Source organism: Leadbetterella sp. DM7 (genome assembly GCF_040829825.2).
GTDB lineage: Bacteria > Bacteroidota > Bacteroidia > Cytophagales > Spirosomataceae > Leadbetterella.
In genome coordinates this window covers 1-22925 of sequence record NZ_JBFOLH020000019.1, presented here as the reverse complement: position 1 = coordinate 22925, position 22925 = coordinate 1, and the positions used below count along the sequence as shown (strand labels likewise).

Below are 22925 nucleotides of genomic sequence, written 5' to 3'. Positions count from 1 at the left end.
ATGGCATTAAAGATATTAACCGAACACATTGATAAGCCCGGAATTGAGACTTTCGAGGTTTACAGGAAATACGGTGGATACACGGCCGTGGAGAAGGCCCTGAAGAAGATGACCCCTGAAGAAGTGGTGGAAGAGGTGAAGAAGTCAGGTGTACGGGGACGTGGCGGGGCCGGATTCCCGATGGGGATGAAATGGAGCTTCCTGGCCAAGCCGGAAGGCGTGCCGAGATACCTGGTGTGCAACGGCGACGAGTCGGAGCCCGGTACCTTTAAAGACCATTTCATGATGAAGACCATCCCCCACCTCCTGATTGAAGGGATGATCGTATCCAGCTATGCCCTGGGCGCCAACAAGTCGTTTATTTATGTGCGCGGTGAGCTCATGTATGTGATCCGTATCCTGGAAAAAGCCATTGCCGAAGCCAAAGCGGCCGGTTTCCTGGGGAAAAATATACTGGGTACCGGCTATGACCTGGAGCTGGTGGTACAGCCCGGTGGCGGAGCCTACATCTGCGGTGAAGAAACGGCCCTGCTTGAATCACTGGAAGGCAAAAGAGGTAACCCGAGAAACAAGCCGCCTTTCCCTGCCGTAAAAGGACTTTACGAAAGCCCTACGGTAGTGAATAACGTGGAGTCGATCTCCAATACCCCGTGGATCATCAATAACGGTGGTGACGCCTATGCGGCCATCGGCATAGGCCGCAGCACGGGTACCAAGCTGATCTCGGCTTCCGGGCATATCAAAAATCCGGGGGTTTACGAGATTACCCTGGGGGTTCCGGTAGAAGAATTTATTTATTCTGATGAATACCTGGGCGGAATACGCGACGGCCATTACCTGAAAGCGGTAGTGGCGGGAGGCTCTTCTGTGCCGATTCTTCCGGCTAACCTGATCACGAAGACAGCTAACGGGGAAAACCGGCTGATGACCTATGAATCACTGTCGGACGGTGGTTTTGCCACAGGCACCATGCTGGGATCAGGCGGTTTTATTGTAATGGATGAAACCACCTGCATTGTCAGGAATACCTGGAATTTTACCCGGTTTTACCGGCATGAATCGTGCGGACAGTGCTCGCCCTGCCGCGAAGGAACCGGCTGGATGGAGAAGGTGCTGCACCGGATCGAGCACGGAGAAGGCAATGAACGCGATATCGACCTGCTGGTGGATGTGGCGAAAAGAATAGAAGGAAATACGATTTGTCCGCTGGGCGATGCCGCCGCATGGCCGGTGGCCAGTGCCATCCGTCATTTCAGGGACGAGTTTGAATGGCACATACGTTACCCGGCAGAAGCCGCTAAAAAAGGTGCGGTATATATGCCGGAAAATGTTTTAGTTTAAAAGATAGTAAGAGATATGGATGCTCCTCAGTTAATAAAAGTAACCATAGATGGCCGGGAAATACACGTGCCTGCCGGTACGACCATCCTGGAAGCTGCCCGGCAGATAGGACCGGATGTGGCTCCGCCGGCTATGTGTTATTACAAGCCCCTGAAAGGTTCCGGAGGAAAGTGCAGGGCCTGCCTGGTGAAAGTCACCCAGGGCTCGGAAAAAGATCCGCGGCCTATGCCCAAGCTGGTGGCTTCGTGTATCACGGGAGTTCAGGACGGCATGGTGGTGGAAAATTACACCAATCCTGAAGTGGTGGATGCCCGCAAAGGCATCGTGGAATTCCTGCTGATCAATCACCCGCTTGACTGCCCGGTTTGCGACCAGGCCGGAGAGTGTTACCTGCAGGATTTTTCATACGAGCACGGACTGGCCACAACCCGGTACGAAGAAGAGCGGCGTACGTTTGACCGCGAAGATATCGGCGATAAGATCCAGCTGCACATGAACCGGTGTATTCTGTGCTACCGTTGCGTATATACTGCTAACCAGATCACCGATCAGCGGGTGCACGGCGTTATGTACCGGGGCGATCACGCAGAGATCAGCACGTATATCCGTAAGGCTATAGACAATGATTTTTCAGGAAACGTGATCGATGTTTGTCCTGTGGGAGCCCTGACCGACAAAACCTACCGTTTCAAGAGCCGGGTATGGTTCTCCAAACCGGTAGATGCCCACCGCGACTGTGAAAAATGCTGCGGTAAGGTCAATCTCTGGTACAAAGGGAACGAGGTGATTAGGGTTACGGCACGGAAAAACCAGTGGGGAGAAGTAGAAGATTTTATCTGCAATACCTGCCGGTACGATAAGAAAGAAACGTCTGACTGGGTGATTGAAGGACCGACAAAAATCTCCAGGGCATCCGTGATTTCGGCCAATAAATATCCGAAAAATGCGATCCGGAAAACGGAATACGGCCTGGAGCATGCGGCACGTAACTACAAGCAGATAGACGATACAAGACCTTATGATAAGAATTTGAAGGAAATTAAGCAGTCAGAGGATTATAAGGCACTCATGGAAAAAAACGAAGCTTATTTTTCTAAAAAATAGATAGCGAATGGAGTCAGTTTTATTGATAAAGGGAATCATCATCTTAGTGATTTTTGCACTAAGCTTAGGAATAGCCGCCTACGAAACCTATTTTGAACGGGTGATAGCGGCGTATATCCAAGACCGGGTAGGACCCGACCGCGCAGGCCCGCACGGGATCCTGCAACCCCTGGCCGACGCCGGAAAACTCTTTTTTAAAGAAGATTTTGTGCCGGTGATGGCCGATAAATGGCTGTTTATCATCGGGCCCGGTATAGCCATGTTTATGGCCCTGATGAGCAGTGCGGTGATTCCGTTTGGTGAGACGCTCAAGATAGGACAACACCTGGTGCCTATCCAGGGGATGGATGTGAACATCGGTATTTTGTGGGTGTTTGGAGTGGTAGCCATGGGCGTATACGGTATGCTGATCGGTGGCTGGGCTTCCAACAACAAATACTCCCTGTATGGCGCTATCCGTGCGGCATCGCAGGCCATATCGTACGAAATTGCCCTGGGGCTCTGCCTGCTGGCGGTTATCCTGGTGACAGGCTCGCTTTCCATGCGGGAAATTGCCACTCAGCAGCACGGATTCAACTGGAATATTTTCTACCAGCCGGTAGGATTTATCCTGTTTTTTACCTGTGCGCTGGCCGAATGTAACCGTACACCGTTTGACCTGCCGGAAACGGAGGCAGAGCTGGTGGTGGGGTATATGACGGAGTTTGGCTCCATGAAAATGGGTCTTTATATGTTTGCCGAATACGTGAACATGTTTGTTTCATCGGCGATCATGGCCAGCCTGTATTTCGGCGCCTATAATTACCCGGGAATGGATTTTGTGCGGGAATTCCTGACCGGGAAGCTGGGAGATACCGCCGGCCATAACCTGGCCACCCTTTTGGGAACGGCCGTATTCTTTATCAAGATATTCCTGTTTATCTTTACATTTATGTGGATCCGGTGGACCCTGCCGCGTTTCAAATACGAGCAGCTGATGAAGCTGGGATGGCAATGGATGGTACCGCTGGCTATGGTCAACCTGGTGGTGATGGCTGTGGCCACGTTATCCGGGAAGCCGCTGCTGGTAGCCTGGCTGGGAATGGGAGGATTCCTCCTGCTGTACTTTACAGGTAGAACTATGTACGAAAAACGTTTTAATTAAGGGGTATGCAGCTGACAGACAGATCAAAAAAGACCGATAAATCCGACCTGAGTGTAGTTGAGAAAACTTACCTGCCGGGCGTATTCAAGGGTATGGCCATTACGCTGAAGCATTTCTTTATGCCCAAGCCTACTATCCGTTACCCGGAGCAGAAAAGATACCTGGGGCCGGTTTTCAGGGGGCACCATATCCTGAAACGCGATGATCAGGGCCGGGAACGTTGTACGGCCTGCGGCTTATGCGCACTGGCATGCCCTGCCGAAGCCATTTCGATGGTGGCGGCCGAACGGGTAAAAGGAGAGGAGCATCTCTACCGGGAAGAAAAATATGCGGCGTCATACGAGATCAATATGCTTCGCTGCATTTTCTGCGGCTTGTGTGAAGAAGCCTGCCCCAAACAGGCCATATACCTGCGGCACGATAAATTTGTGCCCGTATTTACCGACCGCCACGATGTGATTTACGGAAAAGACCAGCTGGTGGAAGACATGAACAACCGGTATAACCGGGATGCCTGGACAAAAGAAGACATGGCGAAACTCTGGGAAAAACAAAATGTGCAATAATGGAGATATTTAAAAATATAGCAATGGTAGAGTGGGTGTTTTATTTCTTTTCAGCCCTCGCTATAAGCGGCGCCCTGGGCACCATTCTTTCCCGGAAGCCTATGCATAGTGTGATCGCCGTGATCATTACGTTCTTTGCCCTTTCGGGTATTTATGTGCTTCTGAATGCCCAGTTTCTGGCGGTAGTGAACATCATTGTCTATGCCGGCGCCATTATGGTGCTTTTCCTGTTTGTGATCATGTTTCTGAACCTGCGGCAGGAGAGCAATGAGCTGAACAATACTTCTATGGTCATAGCGGCCACGGTTTCGGGCCTGCTCCTGGTGCTGATGCTGGTGGTGGTTTTCAGAAAGGCCTATATTGAGCCCGTAAATCCTGTTGGATTCAGTAACCAGACCGGTATGATCGAAAGACTGGGCAGCTTGCTGTATACCCATTATATGTTGCCTTTTGAGCTGGTATCCGTGCTGTTCCTGGTGGCCATTTCCGGCGCTATCCTGATTGGTAAGCGCGAGAAAGGCGGACGCCACTTCTAAGACCGGGCCGACGATTCAGAAGGCCGTGGGGCACTGTATGTAAATACAGATACAGCCCCACGTCAACCAAATAGTGGCTTTTCACGATTATATCAGGGTTTAACGATTGTCCAGCCTTCGGCTGCGCGGATAACCAGCTCGCCGTTCCCGGTAGGTACATAGGCAAGAAAATCGTAAAGCTCGCTTTTGTCAATTTTTCGCTCTCTCAGGGTGTTAAGGCATTGGGCCACAATCACACCCTGCTCTGCGAGCCCCTTTATGCCTTCTTCAAATTCACTGCCTTTGCGGTAAGCTTCGGTACCGCCGGAAAAGGCCACCAGCTCTACCTGCACTTTCCCGGCCAGGCGCGGATCTTTCAGCAGGTTATTGATGTTCCGGATGGTTTTCCGGATGATGTCGGGCGATGCCTGGTCCATCTGGTAAATGGCTTTGTAAAGCGGCCGGGTAGCTTCAGCACCGGTATATTCGCGGTTCTTACTGAGGGCCTGCTGGCCGTTTGATTCGGCACATACGCCCAGAAACAGGGCGGCGGCGAGAAAAATAACTCGGGTATTCATACTTTTTTGATGGTTAAAAATTAAAAGGACCGTATTTATGCTGTTGTTGTAGAATAGTATCGGCATAAGGGGGGTATGGACAGTCTTTGGGCTTCTTTTTGAGATCGGGGTAGTCTTTTTCTTTACCGGTTTTCTGCGGCCTGGCCTGGCTGTTGATGTAGGCCGCTACGTCATAGGCATCGGTGTCGCTTAAAACCGGGCTGTTGTGTGTTACTCCCAGGGGCATATTTCCTTTGATGAAGCGGGCGGCCGTGAGGATACGGGCCATACCGGCCCCGTCGTTGTACGAGTCAGGCCCCCACAGGGGCGGGTAGAGGTAGCCGCCTTCCCGGTTGCCTTCACCGCCTTTGAGCCCCTGGCCGCCTGCTCCGTGGCAGGAAGTGCAGTTTTGGGCATATACTCCGGCTCCCCGGGCCAGGTCAGCGGCGCGGCCGGGAGGTGTGAAATCAACAAATCCCTGGCCTTTTATGCGTACGCCTACAGGCACATCACGACTAAGGTGCTTAATATAGGTGATGATGGCCCGCATGACCTCGTCGTTAGGGTCGAGCGCCTTTCCGTTCATGCTTCGTTCCAGGCAGCCGTTGACCCGCTCTTCCAGAGAAACGATCATGTTTTCACGCCCGATGTAGATCGGGAATACGCCGCTCAGCCCGATGTAAGGGGCCGCAAAGGGCTTGGTGCCTCCGTTTAAATGGCAGCTGCTGCAGGCCAGGTGATTGCCTGTAACCGGGCGTTTGCTTTCCGGACCGATAAGCGCATATGTTTCCGTAATGAGCTTGTAGCCGTAAGCGGCCAGCTGACCTTCCGGGGTGTTTGCAAACGGCGGAATTTCATAGTCTTCCGCTACAGAGGCAGGAACGGCCCTGTCTTCCCCACTGCCGGGAGGTACGGCAGGAGCTGTGCTTGTAACCGGTACGGGCTGGTGCATATAGTATGCTATACCTGCAATCAGGAGTACGCCAAGCGCAACAAGGTAAGCAATATATCTGACCAGTTTAGCCAGTCCGGTTACCTGGCTTTCTTTATACATGTTTTATTCGATAAACTTTCAGCTACAAATCTACTATAGGTTAGTCTCAGAATAAAACGATATTTTATTATAGCCCATAACTTTTGGTTATAGATATTTTTTAGAATTCAAACCGGGTGGACAGGCAGCGGCCCTGCTGTTTTGAGCGTATATCAGGGAAACCAATTAATTCTTGTATGAAGCTCAGAAATGCTGTATGGTGTGCAGTGGGGGGAATGACCCTGTTTTTAAACAGTTGCGAGGAAAACGATGTTTCCGTGGCTGAAATTTCGGAACTGAACTGTTCGCAGGCTGTGTTTTCAGCTGAAGCGGTCAGTGGTACTTCATTTACGGCAACGGCAACGGTACCCTATACCGGGGGGAACGGGGCGGCGTATGATGCAGGAGAGGCCGTTGCTTCAACCGGGGTTACAGGCCTTACCGCTACTTTAGCGGGAGGCACACTGGCTACCGGTGCCGGAAGCGCCGTTTTTACCCTTACCGGTACCCCTGCCACAGAAGGTACAGCGGTTTTTGAGATCAGCGTGGGGGGTCGGAGCTGCAGCTTGTCTTTACCGGTAAAAGCATCTGCTGCCGGTATTTCTACCCTGGAGGTGAAGACGGCGGCTCCGGCAGCCACGGAATCAGTGGCTTACACCGGTTCATTTACCCTGGCTTACACCGGGGGGAACGGGGGTGCCTATACGGCTTCCACGGTTACTTCTACCGGGGTGGAGGGGCTTACCGCTACCCTTGCCGAAGGCCAGCTGGCCAATGGAGAAGGCACATTGGCCTATACCCTGTCAGGAACCCCGACGTCTGACGGAACCGCCATTTTTAATATCAGCTTCGGCGGTAAAAGCTGTACGGTTACTGTTGCCGTAGCTGCGGCTACTTCAGGTACGGGCCAGGCGGCCTCTGATACCGTTAAGATTGCGTATTCGGGTACGGGCGCTACCGTAAGCAACGGATACGCCGACCAGGGTGTAAGCGTTGCCGTAAGCGGTGCGGATGTGGTGGTCACTGCCACCGGCCTCAGCAAAGAAATAGTGTACCTTTTGTCTGGCACCGCTACCAAAGGAAGCTTCAAGATCTACAGCGATTATAAGTTTAACCTTACTTTGCAGAACCTGAACCTGACCAATACTGCCGGACCGGCCATCAATATCCAGTCGGGCAAGAAAGCTGCTGTTTCCTTACCGGCAGGAACCGCCAGTACATTGACTGACGGTGCCACGTATGCTTCTTCTTCCGAAGACCAGAAAGGTACGCTGTTCAGCGAAGGACAGCTGGTGTTTACAGGAACGGGTGCACTGACGGTATCGGGTAACAACAAGCACGGGATCGTTTCAGACGATTACATATCGGTCAGCCAGGCCACCATTACCGTGAAATCTGCTGCAAAAGATGCTATCCATGCCAACGATTACTTTTCAATGGACAGCGGAACACTTACCCTGACAGCATCGGGTGATGGCATTGAAGTGGAAGAAGGATATGCACAGGTGAGTGGCGGTAAGATAACCATCAACAGTGTGGGTGACGGAATTAAAACGTCTTATTCGGGAACAGATGCAACCATCAGTCCCTATATAGCGGTTAAAGGAGGTACACTGAATATTACCACCACCGGCGAAAAAGGAAATGCCCTGAAAAGCAAGGGGTATACTGCCATAGGCACGGCAGAGACGCTGACCCTTACCGTGAGCGGCAAGGGCTCGAAGGCCATTAAAACCGGGAGCGACCTGACCATCAGCTCGGGCACGCTTAAGCTGTCTACGACCGGTGCGGCATTTTACGATACATCTGATGCCGATATCGCAGCACCTGCCGGTATCAACTGCGACGGTAACCTGGTCATTAACGGAGGTACCCTCGTGGTGAGCAGCACGGGCGCGGGAGCCAAGGGAATAACCGTAGACGGTACCTCTACGGTTAACGGAGGAAATATTAGCATCACGGCTTCAGGAGCCAAATTTACCTATTTAAGCGCGCTGACCAGCGAAGCGAAAGGATTTAAGAGCGACGGCGCATTCATCATGACCAACGGGGAGCTGAATATTTCGGCTACCGACGACGGCCTGAAATCGGAGACGTCTGTAACCATATCTAACGGTACACTGAATATTACCAAATCTACCGAAGGCGTAGAAGCTCCGCTGATCACCTTTGAAGGCGGCGTTTCGAATATTGTTTCATCAGATGACGGTATCAATGCCACCAAAGGCACGGTGAATGGCGGAACGGAGTCGAACGACGGCAGCCACCTGTACATCAAAGGCGGGATTGTTATTGTAACCGGCAGCGATGCCATAGACAGTAACGGGAACATTACCATTTCAGGCGGAACCACCATTGTGTGCGGTCCGACCAATCAGCCCGAGGAAGGGGTAGACTTTAACGGCACGTTCCTGATTAACGGTGGTAATGTCATTATTGCGGGATCGAATTCAATGATGACCAAAGCCATGGGAACTGCTTCTGCCCAGGTAGGCCTGTACATTAAGTCGGGTTCGCAGCTGCCGGCCTCTTCCCTCCTGCATATTGAGAATGCCAGCGGTACGGAGATGGTTACCTTCAAGCCTAAAAATGCGGTGTATTATTTTCATTTTTCGAATGCCGCTATGGCTAAGAACACCCAGTATAAGATATATTTCGGAGGCGCATACAGCGGCGGAAGCTTCGCAGGCGGCTCTTCAGGCTGGGGAATGTATACGGGCGGCACCTATTCTTCTTCAGGAGCTACCCTGAAGGCAACCACTACCACGTCGGCGTCGGCTACGGTGAATACGGTTACGTTTTAATCAGGGGTCAGCCGCACGAAAACGGGCAGAAAATGAAAGTTTTCTGCCCGTTGTGTTTTATATTGCGGGGAAGAGTTAATAGTGAACAGTGAAAAGTGAATAGTTAAAAGTGAAAAGTTAAGGTGTTAATGGTTGGGGGTGTGTTTTGGGGTTTGTGGGAATAATGTTGGATAAGATAAAAAACAGAAGATGGCATTGATACTTCCGGTTTTAGGGAAAAGCCCGGTTTACGGCGATAATTGCTGGTTTGCTCCCAATGCTACATTGGCAGGAGATATCGTGATGGGGGATGATTGCACCGTTTGGTTCAATGCCGTGGTGCGGGGCGATGTGAACAGCATAGTGATGGGTAACCGGGTGAACATCCAGGATGGTGCCGTGATTCACTGCACCTACCAGAAAACCCGTACCCTGATCGGGAATTATGTGAGCATTGCCCACAATGCCATTGTTCACGGGTGTACCATTGAAGATGAGGTGCTGATCGGGATGGGCGCTATTATTATGGACGGCGCGGTGATCGGCCGGAACGCCATTATCGGGGCGGGTGCCATAGTAACCCAGAATACAATAGTACCGCCCGGGACGGTATGGACCGGTAACCCGGCAAAATACCGGAAAGATGTAAGTGCTGATCTGGCCGAAGTATTTATGCGCACGGCCAATAATTACGTGATGTACTCCGGCTGGTTTAAAGAACAGGACTAATTGTTGTTCTTCCCTGCCCTGAAAATCTCACTTCGTACGTCGCGTTCTTCAGGAACGCCCGTACTGCTTTCGCTGAGGCCTTTTATGAGGCTCCCGTTTTTCACCGACCGGATAAAATTCACCCAGGTGCCCGCATTCATCAGCGGGTTCATGGTAGTCATTTTCTGGTTCTGCAGGTGATTCAGCTGCTGATCCAGGGCATACCGGTAGTTGCTCATGGCGTTCATGGGTGTAGCCATGGCAATAGAGCGCAGGGTTGAGCTGCCCAGGTTTCGTTCAATGATCTTCCGTTCGTCCTCGTTGGGCGTATCCATGCTCAGGAAAGCCATTTTGAACTCTTCTTCTGTTCTGAAGGGATATACTTTTACTTCTTTGAGCCACTTGTTCTCGATATTCAGTTCTACCACGGCAGAGTAGGTCAGGCCGGTATTGCGGGGAATGATGTGGTATTGCGGCTTAAAGCCCAGGAAAGAAAATACGAGGGAGTCACCCGGAAACACATCCAGGATAAAGTAGCCTTTGGCATTGGTTTGTACTCCTTTCCCGGCCCGCTGGTTGATCACATAGGCACCCACCATGGGCTCGTCGGTACTGCCGTCAATCACAAACCCCGAAAAGGTAATGAATTTCTGCTCCCCCTGGGCATGCGCATCAGGAGCCAGGGCGATAAAACCAAGAAGGATAATCAGGGTGGTTATAAGCGATCTCAAAACAGCTGTTCGAAAATTTTGATAAAAGTAACGATAAATGGCATAGATAACAAAAGTCCGTCAAATCTGTCCAGAAAACCTCCGTGGCCCGGAATAATACTTCCCGAATCTTTTATTTCAATACTTCTTTTAAACAGGGACTCCACCAGGTCGCCCAGGGTTCCGGCTATGACAATAATGGCGGCAATGCCCAGCCATTCTCCCATGCGGAGGCTTTCGGTGTATTTCCAATATAAAAACGCTGTAAGCAGGGCGATTATTGCCCCGCCGAAAAAGCCTTCCCAGGTCTTCTTGGGGGAGATCCGCTCAAATAATTTCCTGCGCCCGAAATATTTTCCCGAGAAATAGGCGCCCGTATCAAAGCTCCATAGAATCAGCAGGGTACCCAGGGGAAGAAGCGGCAGGAAATTTCCCCGCCAGAAGGTCATTTCCACCAGCAGGGCAAAAGGCAGGGCCACGTAAATAATTCCCAGGTAGGTATAGCCGAGGTTGGCAAACGGGTGCTTGTCTTTCTTCCGGTACAGCTTGATGAAAAAGGGCAGCGTAAGAAACGGGACCACTACGTAATAGAATTCCTGGATCAGCGTATAGGTTTCTATCAGGTAGGTCATGGTGACAATAAGAATACCGCAGAAGGTACCGAAGGTTTTCAGCGGTGAGCTTCCCTGCATCATGATGAGTGTATAAAACTCATACTGGGTTAAGGCGGTAAGCGCAATAACCAGGAACAGGAAAGACAAAGGATGATAAAATATCAGGAAAATAATCAGGGGGGCGCCGATCAGTGCGGCAATCACCCGCTGGGTCAGGTTGGAACGGTTTTTAAGGTTCTTCATCCAGGTTAAGTGCTTCGATAAAATTTTTTGCGGTATCTGACTGGTTCTCGGGCACATTGATGCTCACTGTGCCCAAAACAGGGTAGCTGCCGTCTATTTTGTCCAGGATGACGGCGTTAATACCCTGCAGAATCAATTCATTTTTAATGAGTTCGGTCCTGATCCTGTCTTTTGATGTGTAAACGGTTATCCAATTTGCCATTTTATTTCCAGGTTAAGGTTTCTAAAATATGTTGAGCGTCTGTTTTCAGGTAGTCTACTATTGGCTTCAGCGAATCGTTCAGGGTGGCATGATCCAGGTAAATGGCCCCTCTCAGGTAGTGCCTGGAAGTATCCGTGGTATAAAACTGGAAATGACTGGGTACTTCCCCTTCAATTTCGATGGCCACTGCCTTCCGGCCGTTTTTCAGGGTCAGGATTTCCTCTTTCTGGGAAATGGCCCGGACCTGGTGCTTGGATGCCAGCCGGTAAGCATCCATCACGTGCTCATCCAGCTTATGAATATCTCCGTTCAGGGGTTTGTAGGTAAACTGGATCATGGCGTTCAGTGCCGGGTATTTTACCAGGATCCAGTAAGGCTCAGCATCGGGTGAGCGGTCGGGCACCACCTCGGCGGCTTCAGAATATTCAAAGGCATATGGATAATTGCCCTCCAGCGGCCGGTACCGGTGTTCCGGCAGGTCGATGCGTGCAAAGCCCCTGGGCTTCTGGTAGTACACCTGGCCGTCTCCGCCTGACCTGCAGGAGAAGAGTAAGGCAACTGCCGCTAAAAGTAGAATCCGTTGACTCATGTGTTCAAAAATACCGGGTTCAGAAGAGTGAGCACCGGGCCGCGTTCCGGGTCTGATGTATCGCCGGTTGGCGGGCGGCCTGTTTCCCAGGGCTCACAGCTCATAGCCGGAGGCTGTTTTATACCGGCAAATATAGAACTTTTTGATTCAATTGCATTATATTCAGCAGGGAGATGAAGTAAACAGCAGCAGGCCGTATCTGTGCTTATCGATTTCTGTGTAATTTTACGCTATGAATTATTTGTCAGTAGAAAATTTAGGGCGGAACCTGGGGGAAAGATGGCTTTTCAGGGATCTGACCTTCGGGATATTGCAGGGCGAAAAAGTGGCGCTCATCGGGAGCAACGGCAGCGGGAAATCATCGCTGATGGACGTGCTGGCCGGCAGGGTACCCGCCGATGAAGGGGTGGTGAGCGTCAGGAAGGAGATCAGGGTGGGTTACCTGCACCAGAATCCTGATTTTAACGATGCGCATACCGTGCTGGAAGTGCTCTTTTCATCGGAAAATGAAACTACACGGGCTATCCGGGAATACGAAAAAGCGACCGAAACGGGCGACAGCGCCGCCATTACCCATTATGCCGAGGTGCTGACCCGGGTAAACGGCTGGGATTACGAGGCCAAGGTGAAGCAGATCCTGGGCAAGCTGGGCATACACGACCTCGACAAGCTGATCGGCGAGCTGTCAGGCGGGCAAAAAAAGCGGGTCTTCCTGGCGCGGGTGCTCATTGAAGAACCCGATTTCCTGATCCTGGATGAGCCTACCAACCACCTCGACCTGGATACCATCGAATGGCTGGAGGGGTATCTTTCTGCCAGCACCATGACCCTGTTCCTGGTTACGCACGACCGGTATTTTCTTGACCGGGTGTGTAACCGCATCATGGAGCTCAATCATTCCAAAATCTATAAATACCAGGGGAATTACGCGTACTTCCTGGAAAAAAAGGCAGAACGGGAGGAAATAGAGGCTACCGTTCTGGAAAAAGATAAGAACCTGCTCAAAAAAGAGCTGGAATGGATGCGCCGGCAGCCCAAAGCCCGTACCCACAAGGCTACCTACCGGGAAAACGCCTTTTATGAATTAAAGGAAAGAACCTCGGGCAAAAGGAACGAGGAAAAGCTGGAGCTCAGCATGAAAACCGAGCGGATCGGGAACAAGATCATGGAAATTCAGCACGTGAGCAAAGGCTACAACGGCAATACTCTTATTAAGGAATTCAGCTATACCTTTAAGCGCGGCGACCGGATCGGTATCGTAGGGAAAAACGGGATGGGGAAATCAACCCTGCTGAGCCTGATCACCGAAGAGGTAAAGCCGGATATGGGGAAGATTGTTAAGGGCGAAACCATAAAGATCGGGTATTATAAGCAGGATGGCCTGGTGTACGAGCCCGGGCAGAAGGTGATTGAGAACGTACGCGAGATTGCCGATTATATTAAAATGGCCGACGGACGTGAGATCAGTGTTTCAGCTTTCCTGACCCTCTTCCTGTTTCCGCCGGCTGTGCAATACAGCCCGATCGCCAAGCTTTCGGGAGGAGAAAAGCGGAGGCTCCAGCTGCTGAAAGTGCTGGTGGAAAACCCGAATTTCCTGATCCTGGATGAGCCTACCAATGACCTGGATATTGCCACGCTGAACGTGCTGGAAGAGTTTCTTACGGGGTATTCGGGCTGCTTGCTGGTGGTATCGCATGACCGGTATTTCCTGGACCGCCTGGTAGATCATACCTTCGCATTTGAAGGAGAAGGATATATCCGCGACTTCCCCGGTAACTACACCGATTACAGGAACCAGGCCGAAGAACAGCTGAAAGAGCAGCGAAGGGAAGAAAAACCCAGGGTGGAAATCCCGAAACCGGCAGTGCAGGAGCAGCCCAAAAAGAAGCTGAGCTTTAAGGAGAAGCAGGAATTTGAAGCGCTGGAAAAGGAAATTCCAGCACTGGAGGCCGAGAAAAGCAGGCTTTCAGAACAGCTGTCGGGCGGGATAACCGATTTTGAGGAGATCTCCCGCATTTCAGGGCGGCTGGAGGAAGTAGTGGCCCGGCTGGAAGAAAAGGAGCTGCGCTGGCTGGAGCTGAGTGAATGGGTGTAGTAATAGTGAACTATTTAGGTAGTTTTAATGTAGTAACAGTACAGTAAAGTTTAAATTATGGCTAGAATAGATATTGGTGCCCCCTACCAAAGGTATTTGGAGAGTCTGGTAAATTCGGGATTTTACAGGTCAGTTACTGCTGCTGCCGAGGCGACTATCCTGAAGCAAATGCAGGAAGATGAACGGTTGAGGCTTTCTTCTATTGAGTTGGCTCTGGCTAAAGGAGAAGCAGATATCAGGGCGGGAAAAACAGTAACATACAGGTCAGGGCTCATGAAAGAGATTTCTGAGAAAGGAAAGGCAGCGGCTATGTCGGGAAAACCGGTTAAAGAGGATGTCAGACCATAATTTTACCTTAGAGATTTCCGAGGAGGCTTATGATGACCTTGTAGATATTCAAAGCTATTCACTTCGGGAGTTTGGAGAAAGGCAATGGAAAAAATATAGCCGACTGTTGGAGCAGGGCCTTGAGCAGATACTTCAACACCCTTTTTCCGGCCATATCAGAAAGGATGTGCCAAAGAATTATCTTACCTTGCAGGTGGAGGAACATGTTATGATTTACCGTACCGAAAAGGGCACTATCTACCTGGTACGGGTGTTACATACAAAAATGAACTTCCTGAATTGGCTGATTTAGGATTTCTGCAAACCGAATTTTTTGAAGAAGAGATTATCTTCTTCCCCTTACTGAGCTATCGCGTTTTTTTATAATTTTCTATCAGGTAATGGTAGGCTCCGGGCTTGTGATGAAGCATAAGCTCATCTTTGGTGTTGAAGTGCTCGCGGTAAGAGGCCGGCACATCAAGCACGTAGATGTTTCCCGTAAGCACATAATTGCTGCTGCTATAGTAGGTGCCGGGCTGGTAATCGGGCAGGTATTTCCGGATAAATTTAGAGGTAACTTTTCCGAAATATTTCTGGTATCTCTTCTGCGCCCTGGCGGAGGGCCTCTTTAACTTTTTATAGATGGTTCCCGCCAGGGCCCGTTTCAGAACGGGCATGGCTTTGATGGAGCCGTGCAGGTGATTAAGCACGTTTATTTCATTGAAATCATCGGCTTTCTGAACCGAAAGGAACGTTTCGGGCACCCAGTCGAGGGGGTTGACCACGTTATAGCCCCAGCCGTCCTGGGTGAGCAGGTTGTAGTCATAGGCAAAATAGAGGTTGCCGGGCTTGGGAGCGGCAGAAGCATAGGTTTTGAAGCGGATGTCGGCCGGAAGCCTGCCATCGGCCTGCAGGTGATAAAGGTAGGCTGTCATCAGGTACGAGATAGCCCCGCCCTGGCTGTGTCCGTTAATGTAAAAGTTTTTTATTCCCTGCCGGTAGCAGGAGTCTATTTTGGGAAGGATGTCACGCGAGAGGTAGGCGGTGGCAATCAGCCAGCCCACGTGCACCGCCGCCCCGGGGTTATTGGCCAGGGTATAATCAAAAGTAAAGCCCGGCTCTAAGCTCAGGGAGCCCTGCGCCGGCACCATGGCGGCGTAGAAATTCTCCAGCCAGCTTTCGGGGCGGCCGCTGGTGCCCCGGATACTGATGGAAGCGGCCTTGCCGTCGGCCACCCACAGCTGCCATTTGTTGTCGAGCCCCATGGAGTCAGAGGTGTAACGCAGCTTAAATTCTGCGGGGTCGGTCAGCATTTCTGATTCTTTCGGGTAGAAATATTTGACAGACATGGAAAAAACCTCGGAAAATTCGCGGATATCGAAGCCGGGTTGAAGCTGTTGAGCAAAGCTGTGAACCGTGCTCAGCAGAAGTAGCAGGGTAAAAAGTCGGGCTTTCATGAACATTCTGATTTAGAGAGGGAACTTAATTCAGGGCAAGTATACAAAAAATAAACCGGATACTGAAATAGCACTTATCTTACGCTGAATATCAGCATTCCAATAAGTTTTTGAGATTCAAATCTTGCAGTGAACTTTCAGGCTTGCAGCCGCCTTAATTTTGTATGCGGAATCTTCAGAAGAAGGTTCTGCAATACGAAAATAGTATATGAAGAAGAGTTTAATTTCCCTCGCTTTTGGTTCTTTTGCAATCGGTATGACCGAGTTTACCATGATGGGTATCCTGCCCGATATTGCCAGAGACCTCTCTATCGAAATTCCCACGGCAGGCCACCTGATTGCTATTTACGCCCTGGGCGTGGTAGTGGGTGCACCTATCCTGGTGCTGTTCAGCACAAAATACCCGCCGAAAAACGTGCTGCTTTTCCTGATGTTCCTGTTCCTGGTATTTAACGGGCTGTTTACTATAGCGCCCGGGTATAATACGCTGATGCTCACCCGTTTTCTTTCCGGCTTGCCCCACGGGGCGTTTTTCGGGGTAGGTTCGGTGGTGGCCACCCGCCTGGCCGACCGCGGTAAGGAGGCACAGTCTATTGCCGTTATGTTTACCGGGATGACGGTGGCCAACCTGCTGGGGGTTCCGCTGGGAACTTACATCGGGCATGCGTATTCCTGGAGAATTACCTATCTTTTTGTGAGCCTCTGTGGTGCCGCTACCATGGCTGCCCTTTATTTCTGGCTGCCTGCGCTGAAGTCGCATTTCAACGGAAACGTGTTCCGGCAGCTCGATTACTTCCGGTCGCCGCTGGCCTGGGTGCTGATTGCCATGATCTCCATAGGTACGGGCGGTCTTTTTGCCTGGATGAGCTATATTGCCCCGCTGATGACTGAAGTGGCCGGCCTGCAGGCCGGTGAAGTACCTTTTATTATGGTGCTGGTAGGGCTGGGCATGGTGTTCGGAAACCTGCTGGGCGGAAAGCTGGCCGACAGCACTACGCCTATTAAGGCTTCCATTATCTGTTTCCTGTCTATGGCGGTATGCCTGGTCCTGGTGTATTTTACGATTGACCTGCCGGGAATGGCCTATTTCTGGGCCTTTACCACCGGTATGATCTCGTTTACGCTGGGCTCGCCCCTGCAAATGGTGCTGATCAATTCAGCCAAAGGATATGAAACCATAGCGGCAGCCGGCGGCCAGGCCAGCTTTAACCTGGGCAATACCTTCGGGGCGTATTTCGGCGGACTGCCCATTGTGTACGGCTTTGCCTATAACTCGCCGCTGCTGGTGGGTGTAGCCATGGCTCTGGGCGGTGTGGTGATCGCTGCTTACGTTTCGGTGAACAAGCTGCTGGTCAAAAAACCTGAAGTGCATATACAGGAGGCTGAGCTGTGTCGTGCATAGCTTGCCTTCCCGATAAATTTTATCTCCCCGCTACTCCTTGTACTTTCCCGATTTCATTCTATTTTTGCAGCATCAATACATTCCCATCCGGTGAATTATTGATTTATAAAGATGGGCGGAGAGAATAGGCTCTGTGAAACCCGGGCAACCAAACGGTCTTCCGTAAAGGTGCCAATACCTACCTGTATGGCTTGAAGCCGGCAGGAATTATAAACCAATAATGCGATTCAAATCCCTTTTGGTTAGTAGATTACTGTAGCACAGGGCAGTCCTGCGCGTGATAAATTAGAGTATGGGTATGGTAAAAAACCACGTTTTTAAATGCAATACACCCTTTCACCTGGAAAACGGGGAGTGGCTGCAGGAATTTGAGCTTTCTTACACCACTTACGGTGAGCTCAATGAAGACCGGTCAAATGTGGTATGGGTGTGTCATGCGTTTACAGGGAATGCCAACCCCTCTGACTGGTGGAACGGGCTGATCGGGGAGAGGCGTTTGTTTAACCCGGCACAGCATTTTATTATCTGTGTGAATGTACCCGGCTCGCATTACGGGTCTACCAACGCGCTGAGCATTAACCCGGCCACGGGCCAGCCGTATTTTCATACGTTTCCGCTGATCACCATCCGCGATGTGGTGAATGCTTTTGAGCTGCTCCGGAAAGACCTGGGTATTGAAAAGGTGAACTATCTCCTGGGGGGCTCGCTGGGCGGTCAGCAGGCATCGGAGTGGGCCGTGGCGCATCCCGATGTAATTGAGCACCTGATTCTTTTCTCTACCAATGCCATTCATTCGCCTTGGGGAATAGCCTTCAATGAGACCCAGCGCATGGCCATAGAAAGTGACCCTACCTGGGAGACCAGCACGGAAGATGCCGGCCGCGAGGGAATGAAGGTGGCCCGGGCCATAGCCCTGCTGTCTTACCGCAATTATTATACGTATAACCGTACGCAAAGCCGCGACGAGGGCCAGATGGACTTTTTCAGGGCCAGCACCTACCAGACCTACCAGGGCGAAAAGCTGGTGCGGCGATTCAACGCCTATTCGTATTGGACACTCACCAAGATGTTCGATTCGCACGATGTGAGCCGGGGCCGCGGCTCACTGGAAGAAGCGCTGGGGAGGGTGGAGGCACGCACCCTGGTGATCGGGATCACCACGGATATTCTCTTCCCGCCCGAAGAGCAGCGCATACTGGCCAAGTTTATCCCGGGTGCTACCTACAAAGAGATCGACTCCACCTACGGTCATGATGGGTTTCTCATTGAGTTTGAGACCATGACGGAGGTTATTAAGGAGTGGCTGAGGAGCTGACTCTGTGCCTGTCAGGCATCGAGCAAAGCCCGGATATCAAATTTTTTCATTTGGAGAAAAGCTGCCGTTACCCTTGCTCCTTTTTCAGGATCAGCCATCAGGGCAGGAAGAACGGAAGGAATAACCTGCCACCATACACCGAACTTATCCCGGCACCAGCCGCACATGCTTTCGGCGCCGCCATCGCGGGTAAAATGATTCCAGAAGTGATCGATCTGCTCCTGGGTATCGCAATGAATCACGATAGAAATGCCTTCATTGAAGGTAAATGGCTGGTCAACACCACTGTCAAAGGCTTTGAAGAGTACGCCCTCAAGGGTAAATTCGGCATGGATCACCTGGCTGCCGATACCGGGAGCCTCGGCAGGGTAATGAGCCGTCATGCCCCGTGAAGCATGTTCAAACAGTGCTGTATAATACCCGATGGCTTCTTCGGCTTTTCCCTGTGCAGGTCCGCAATACATCAGGCCCGGTACTACTTTTTGGGCCGGCTGAGTGAAGCTGCCGGTCCAGATTTGCCAGTTTACACCGTATTTATCGGCCACCCAGCCAAACTTTTCATTCCATTCGTATTGGCCGAGGGGCATAAGCACCTTTCCCTCCCGTGTCAGGGTATCCCAGGCTTTTTGAGCCTCTTCTTCACCGGCGCACGATACATAATATGAAAAAGCGGGAGTAGGAACGAACGGGTCACCGCCGTTGAGTCCCATGATGGATGTGCCCTTAATGCTGAACATAACCACCGTGCCGTTGTCTGACAGCAGGGTTACGTCGCTGAAAGCCTCCTCGTAAAGCTTTACGGCCTCCAGGGCGTTATGGTTGTACCAGATGCAGGTATGTAATTTCATAAAGCGGTAGTTTTATACCGCAAAGTAATTCAGAAACCGGCTAAGGCAGGGCTGTATGAACTGACATTTTAAGGGGGGATTTAAGACAAATAGTGTTCCGGGACGAGGTCAGGCCCGCAGGCCCATGGCGTACTTATCGCGGTAGCCTTTGGGCGTCAGGCCTGTAAAGTTCCTGAAGAGCTCGCGGAAACTTTTCAGATCCTGGTAACCGGATGACAGCATGACCTCCAGGATGTCTTTGTTGGTGGTTTCCAGGAGCTGCTTGGCCGATTCTATCCTGGTCTTCTGCAGGTAACGGATAGGGGTCATGCCGGTAGCCGTTTTAAACCTTCTGACGATGTTCCGCCGGCTGGAAGGAATTTCTTCCAGGGCCTCTTCCACATTTTTAAGGTCGCGGTAACGCTCATTAATAACCTGCTGTACCTGCCGCACCAGCTCATCTTCACGGGCAAGCCCGGGCACAAACGTTTCAAAATAAAGCTGGTTGCTCCTGTCCATATCAATGGCAAAATTCTTGGCCAGCCGGAGGGCATATTCCCGGCCGCAGGTTTCCTGGATGAGGTGGATCAGCAGGTGAAAGGTGCTGGTAGCCCCGCCGCTGGTATACACGTTCTGGCTGCTGGTAACAATGGCATGCGGTACCAGGTGTACATCCGGGAAGCTCTGTGCAAAGGCCTCGCAGGCTTCCATGTGGGTGGTGGCCTCCTTGCCGTTCAGCAGGCCCGTAGCTCCTAAGAGAAAAGAACCCGTGCAGCAGCTGGTTACCTTGCAGTCACTCCTGTAGTTTTCCAGTACCCAGGGGATAAAAGAAATATTCTCCCGGATATTTCTCTCCATTTCATGATCTTTGAAGGCCGGGATAACGATTATTCCCCCCGGTGAAGAGGCCTCAGGGAGAGAAACATATTTTACATTGCCCAGGTTTTCGGGCAATGAGACGTGGGGCTGCAGGCCCACCAGCTGTATTTCAAAAACCGGCGACAGGGCATCTTCTTCCAGGAAGCGGTTAACGGTTTCAAATACATCAATGATAGCCACCAGGCTCAGTAAGCGGTGATTCCGGGTATAAAGAACGGAGACAGTCATGATGCAGTTTTTTTCAAAAATACGATTTTGTCTCAAATGCCCCTAAAAAAAGTCAGCCTTTGCATGCTTAAACCGAAGGTCTCCTGTCTACATTTGTAGTATAAATCATATTCGTTACAGAAAAAATCATATTTGAAATGAGCTTATTAAAGAAGATTTTACTTGGCCTCCTCGGATTAGTGGCTGTGTTGCTGATTATTGCGGCATTTTTGCCCAAAACCTTTAAGGCAGAAGGGAGCATTGTGATCAACCGGCCTCAGCAGGAGGTGTTTGATTATGTGAAGTATGTTAAAAACCAGGACAATTACGGGAAATGGAACCTGATGGATCCGGAAATGAAGAAGACATACGAAGGAACCGACGGCACCGTAGGGTTCAAATACACCTGGGACGGTAAGAAAGTGGGCAAAGGCAGCCAGACCATTCTAAAAATCAGTGAAGGAGAGGAGATTGAGACCGAGCTGGACTTCGGGTTTGGAGACCCGGCCATTTCCTACATGATAGTAGAACCGGTTTCGGCAACGGAAACAAAAGTTACCTGGGGAATAAGCGGGAATTCGCCCTGGCCGACAAACATCATGGGATTGTTCTACGATATGAGCGGCGATTTTAAAGAGGGCCTCAATAATCTTAAGAATGTATTGGAGAAATAATTCAAGAGCGGTATTTCTTTGTACGTTATGAAAAAGCTGAGAGCAGAACAGAAGATACAGATCCGGAAGCCGGTGGCGGAAGTCTGTGAAGGGATAACCGACCCGGAGCAGATGAGTCAATACTTTATAGCCCGTTCGAGTGGGAGGCTGGAAGAAGGGAGCACCGTTTACTGGGAGTTTCCTGAATTTCCGGGGACTTTCCCGGTGACCGGGAAGAAAATGGTCATCAACGAGTATATTTCGTTTGACTGGACCGGCGGTGAGCCCGGCATGCTGGTAGAGATCTTTCTTACCCCCATGCCGGATGGCTCCACCCTGGTCAGAGTGGTGGAGGGTGAAAAAGACAATAACGAGGAGGGCGTGAGCTGGCTGGCCGGTCAGACGGGCGGCTGGGCCAATTTCCTGGCGTGCATGAAAGCCTGGCTTGAATACGGCATTAATTTGCGGAAAGGGGCTTTTGATTTTATGCGGAAGCCGGTATAAGCCGGGACGGAAGAGACTATGGTAAGGATGTATTCCGGGGAGAGAAAAGGCTCCCCAGGATCATCCCGGCTATACTGGCGGCCAGTCCCCACATCAGGGAAGGATAGTCATCCGGGAAAAACTCGAAGTAACTCCATACGGCCGTGCCCGTAATCATTGATAAAAGAGCCCCCACGAGGGAAGCCTTCTTCCAGTACAGCCCGGCGGTTAACGGTACAAACAGCGCTACCAGGCTCAGGGCCGATGACTCGGCTACGAGCTCAAATATATGCTTCTTGTGCAGGGCCAGCCCCATGCTGATGAGGGCAATCAGGATAACTGAATACCGCATGATCCTGAGAAGTGCTTTGTCGCTTATTTTACGACGGAAGAGAGGCTTGATAAGGTTTTCAGCAAGTACCGTGGCCGGTGCAAGCGTGGCCCCCGAGCAGGTGCTCAGTATGGCAGACAGCAGAGCACCGAAGGTCAGGATCTGCATGCCGGTTCCCATGTGGCGAAGCACCAGCAGGGGGATAGCCATCTGGGTGTCGCCGTTGAGAACGGTGGGGTAGAGCAACGAGCCGCATAAGCCAATGATCAGGGGCATGCAGGCTACGGTGAAATACATAAACGAGGCAAGAAATGAACTTATGACCGCTGCACGGGCCGACCGGGCCGACATCACCCGTTGAAAAACATCCTGCTGGGGAATAGACCCCAGGCCTATGGTCATCCACGCAGCCAGGTAAATCATCCAGCCTTTCAGCGAGTTTTCCTGCGGGGTAATTCGCCAGAAATCATCAGGCATCTGCGTGGCCAGGGTAGTAAAGCCACCGGCCTGTTTCAGCAGCACTACCGTGAGAACGAGCATTCCCCCGATAATCATTACGGTTTGTACGGTATCTGTAATGGAAACTGACCACATACCGCCTATGTAGGTGTAGAAAACCACTACTGTAGTGCAAAGGGCGATTCCCCAGAAGAAAGGTACATCTGCCAGCACCTGCAGCAGCAGAGCCAGCGCTACCAGCTGTGCGGCTATCCAGGGCCATTCAGAAAAAGCCCAACTTGTTCATTAAGAACTTGTTGGGCTTTTGATTATCTTTGTATATCACCCCGAATAATACGGTTGGAGCCAAAAATCGGGGTAACGAAACGGAAAAGATATGCG

The 22925-nt window shown here is 51.1% G+C and carries 24 protein-coding genes and 1 riboswitch; of the genes, 14 read left to right on the top strand and 10 right to left on the bottom strand.

Annotated elements, in window-relative coordinates; genetic code table 11:
- The 5 genes from nuoF to AB2U10_RS17030 are packed head-to-tail and all read left to right on the top strand — an operon-like array spanning position 1 to position 4691.
- Positions 1 to 1341 carry an NADH-quinone oxidoreductase subunit NuoF gene (nuoF, locus tag AB2U10_RS17050; RefSeq protein WP_367916156.1) on the top strand — a complete coding sequence of 447 codons (1341 nt, stop codon included), beginning with the start codon at positions 1 to 3 and terminating at the stop codon, positions 1339 to 1341.
- 15 nt (positions 1342 to 1356) lie between these two features.
- Positions 1357 to 2445, top strand: a complete 1089-nt coding sequence (locus AB2U10_RS17045; protein ID WP_367916157.1) for an NADH-quinone oxidoreductase subunit G — start codon at positions 1357 to 1359, stop codon at positions 2443 to 2445.
- A gap of 7 nt (positions 2446 to 2452) precedes the next feature.
- Positions 2453 to 3589, top strand: a complete 1137-nt coding sequence (nuoH, locus tag AB2U10_RS17040; RefSeq protein ID WP_367916158.1) for an NADH-quinone oxidoreductase subunit NuoH — start codon at positions 2453 to 2455, stop codon at positions 3587 to 3589.
- 5 nt (positions 3590 to 3594) lie between these two features.
- Complete coding sequence (locus tag AB2U10_RS17035) at positions 3595 to 4155, top strand: NuoI/complex I 23 kDa subunit family protein (protein ID WP_367916159.1); 561 nt, start codon at positions 3595 to 3597, stop codon at positions 4153 to 4155.
- Positions 4155 to 4691: an NADH-quinone oxidoreductase subunit J family protein gene (locus AB2U10_RS17030; protein WP_367916160.1), complete on the top strand. Its 537-nt coding sequence runs from the start codon at positions 4155 to 4157 to the stop codon at positions 4689 to 4691. The genes AB2U10_RS17035 and AB2U10_RS17030 overlap by 1 nt, the downstream gene beginning before the upstream one ends.
- A gap of 92 nt (positions 4692 to 4783) precedes the next feature.
- Here the strand turns inward: AB2U10_RS17030 and AB2U10_RS17025 are convergent, their stop codons facing one another.
- On the bottom strand, positions 4784 to 5248 hold the full coding sequence (locus AB2U10_RS17025) for a DsrE family protein (protein WP_367916161.1): 465 nt from the start codon (positions 5246 to 5248) through the stop codon (positions 4784 to 4786).
- Positions 5249 to 5261: 13 nt separating this feature from the next.
- Positions 5262 to 6281 (bottom strand): c-type cytochrome, encoded by a 1020-nt coding sequence (locus AB2U10_RS17020; RefSeq protein ID WP_367916162.1) that lies wholly within the window; start codon positions 6279 to 6281, stop codon positions 5262 to 5264.
- A gap of 176 nt (positions 6282 to 6457) precedes the next feature.
- On the opposite strand from AB2U10_RS17020, the gene AB2U10_RS17015 reads away from it, so the two are divergent.
- Both AB2U10_RS17015 and AB2U10_RS17010 read left to right on the top strand, forming a co-directional pair.
- Entirely contained in the window at positions 6458 to 9064 is a 2607-nt protein-coding gene (locus AB2U10_RS17015; protein ID WP_367916163.1) for a carbohydrate-binding domain-containing protein, read from the top strand.
- A gap of 189 nt (positions 9065 to 9253) precedes the next feature.
- The gene (locus tag AB2U10_RS17010) at positions 9254 to 9772 is read left to right on the top strand and encodes a gamma carbonic anhydrase family protein (RefSeq protein WP_367916164.1); all 519 of its coding nucleotides are present in this window, start codon (positions 9254 to 9256) and stop codon (positions 9770 to 9772) included.
- On the opposite strand, the gene AB2U10_RS17005 is transcribed toward AB2U10_RS17010, so the two are convergent.
- The 4 genes from AB2U10_RS17005 to gldD are packed head-to-tail and all read right to left on the bottom strand — an operon-like array spanning position 9769 to position 12109.
- On the bottom strand, positions 9769 to 10482 hold the full coding sequence (locus AB2U10_RS17005; protein WP_367916165.1) for a carboxypeptidase-like regulatory domain-containing protein: 714 nt from the start codon (positions 10480 to 10482) through the stop codon (positions 9769 to 9771). The genes AB2U10_RS17010 and AB2U10_RS17005 overlap by 4 nt on opposite strands.
- The gene (locus tag AB2U10_RS17000) at positions 10479 to 11318 is read right to left on the bottom strand and encodes a phosphatidate cytidylyltransferase (RefSeq protein WP_367916166.1); all 840 of its coding nucleotides are present in this window, start codon (positions 11316 to 11318) and stop codon (positions 10479 to 10481) included. Before AB2U10_RS17000 ends, AB2U10_RS17005 begins: the two co-directional genes overlap by 4 nt.
- Positions 11305 to 11520, bottom strand: coding sequence for a putative signal transducing protein (locus tag AB2U10_RS16995; RefSeq protein WP_367916167.1), 216 nt, complete (start codon positions 11518 to 11520; stop codon positions 11305 to 11307). The genes AB2U10_RS17000 and AB2U10_RS16995 overlap by 14 nt, the downstream gene beginning before the upstream one ends.
- 1 nt (position 11521) lies before the next feature.
- Positions 11522 to 12109, bottom strand: coding sequence for a gliding motility lipoprotein GldD (gene gldD, locus AB2U10_RS16990; RefSeq protein ID WP_367916168.1), 588 nt, complete (start codon positions 12107 to 12109; stop codon positions 11522 to 11524).
- Between the two features lie 232 nt (positions 12110 to 12341).
- Here gldD and AB2U10_RS16985 point away from each other — a divergent pair, with 232 nt between their 5' ends.
- From AB2U10_RS16985 to AB2U10_RS16975, 3 genes are read left to right on the top strand one after another with little or no spacing between them, the layout of a single operon-like run.
- On the top strand, positions 12342 to 14204 hold the full coding sequence (locus tag AB2U10_RS16985) for an ABC-F family ATP-binding cassette domain-containing protein (RefSeq protein WP_367916169.1): 1863 nt from the start codon (positions 12342 to 12344) through the stop codon (positions 14202 to 14204).
- Between the two features lie 57 nt (positions 14205 to 14261).
- Positions 14262 to 14552 (top strand): hypothetical protein, encoded by a 291-nt coding sequence (locus AB2U10_RS16980; protein ID WP_367916170.1) that lies wholly within the window; start codon positions 14262 to 14264, stop codon positions 14550 to 14552.
- Positions 14539 to 14844, top strand: coding sequence for a type II toxin-antitoxin system RelE/ParE family toxin (locus AB2U10_RS16975; RefSeq protein WP_367916171.1), 306 nt, complete (start codon positions 14539 to 14541; stop codon positions 14842 to 14844). Before AB2U10_RS16980 ends, AB2U10_RS16975 begins: the two co-directional genes overlap by 14 nt.
- A 55-nt stretch (positions 14845 to 14899) precedes the next feature.
- Here AB2U10_RS16975 and AB2U10_RS16970 read toward each other — a convergent pair whose 3' ends face one another.
- Positions 14900 to 15988, bottom strand: coding sequence for a lipase family protein (locus AB2U10_RS16970; RefSeq protein WP_367916172.1), 1089 nt, complete (start codon positions 15986 to 15988; stop codon positions 14900 to 14902).
- 208 nt (positions 15989 to 16196) lie between these two features.
- Between AB2U10_RS16970 and AB2U10_RS16965 the strand changes: the two genes are divergently transcribed.
- Positions 16197 to 17390 (top strand): MFS transporter, encoded by a 1194-nt coding sequence (locus AB2U10_RS16965; RefSeq protein ID WP_367916173.1) that lies wholly within the window; start codon positions 16197 to 16199, stop codon positions 17388 to 17390.
- A gap of 100 nt (positions 17391 to 17490) precedes the next feature.
- Positions 17491 to 17606: riboswitch (SAM riboswitch) on the top strand.
- Between the two features lie 82 nt (positions 17607 to 17688).
- Positions 17689 to 18705, top strand: coding sequence for a homoserine O-acetyltransferase family protein (locus AB2U10_RS16960; RefSeq protein WP_367916174.1), 1017 nt, complete (start codon positions 17689 to 17691; stop codon positions 18703 to 18705).
- A gap of 11 nt (positions 18706 to 18716) precedes the next feature.
- Here AB2U10_RS16960 and AB2U10_RS16955 read toward each other — a convergent pair whose 3' ends face one another.
- Positions 18717 to 19553: a VOC family protein gene (locus AB2U10_RS16955; protein WP_367916175.1), complete on the bottom strand. Its 837-nt coding sequence runs from the start codon at positions 19551 to 19553 to the stop codon at positions 18717 to 18719.
- Positions 19554 to 19661: 108 nt separating this feature from the next.
- Positions 19662 to 20639, bottom strand: a complete 978-nt coding sequence (locus AB2U10_RS16950; RefSeq protein ID WP_367916176.1) for a GlxA family transcriptional regulator — start codon at positions 20637 to 20639, stop codon at positions 19662 to 19664.
- 137 nt (positions 20640 to 20776) lie between these two features.
- Between AB2U10_RS16950 and AB2U10_RS16945 the strand changes: the two genes are divergently transcribed.
- Positions 20777 to 21292, top strand: coding sequence for an SRPBCC family protein (locus AB2U10_RS16945; protein WP_367916177.1), 516 nt, complete (start codon positions 20777 to 20779; stop codon positions 21290 to 21292).
- Positions 21293 to 21319: 27 nt separating this feature from the next.
- The gene (locus AB2U10_RS16940) at positions 21320 to 21775 is read left to right on the top strand and encodes an SRPBCC domain-containing protein (RefSeq protein ID WP_367916178.1); all 456 of its coding nucleotides are present in this window, start codon (positions 21320 to 21322) and stop codon (positions 21773 to 21775) included.
- A 16-nt stretch (positions 21776 to 21791) separates the two neighbouring features.
- Here AB2U10_RS16940 and AB2U10_RS16935 read toward each other — a convergent pair whose 3' ends face one another.
- Positions 21792 to 22784 carry a high affinity choline transporter 1 gene (locus AB2U10_RS16935; protein ID WP_493820729.1) on the bottom strand — a complete coding sequence of 331 codons (993 nt, stop codon included), beginning with the start codon at positions 22782 to 22784 and terminating at the stop codon, positions 21792 to 21794.
- Positions 22785 to 22925 lie beyond the last annotated feature (141 nt).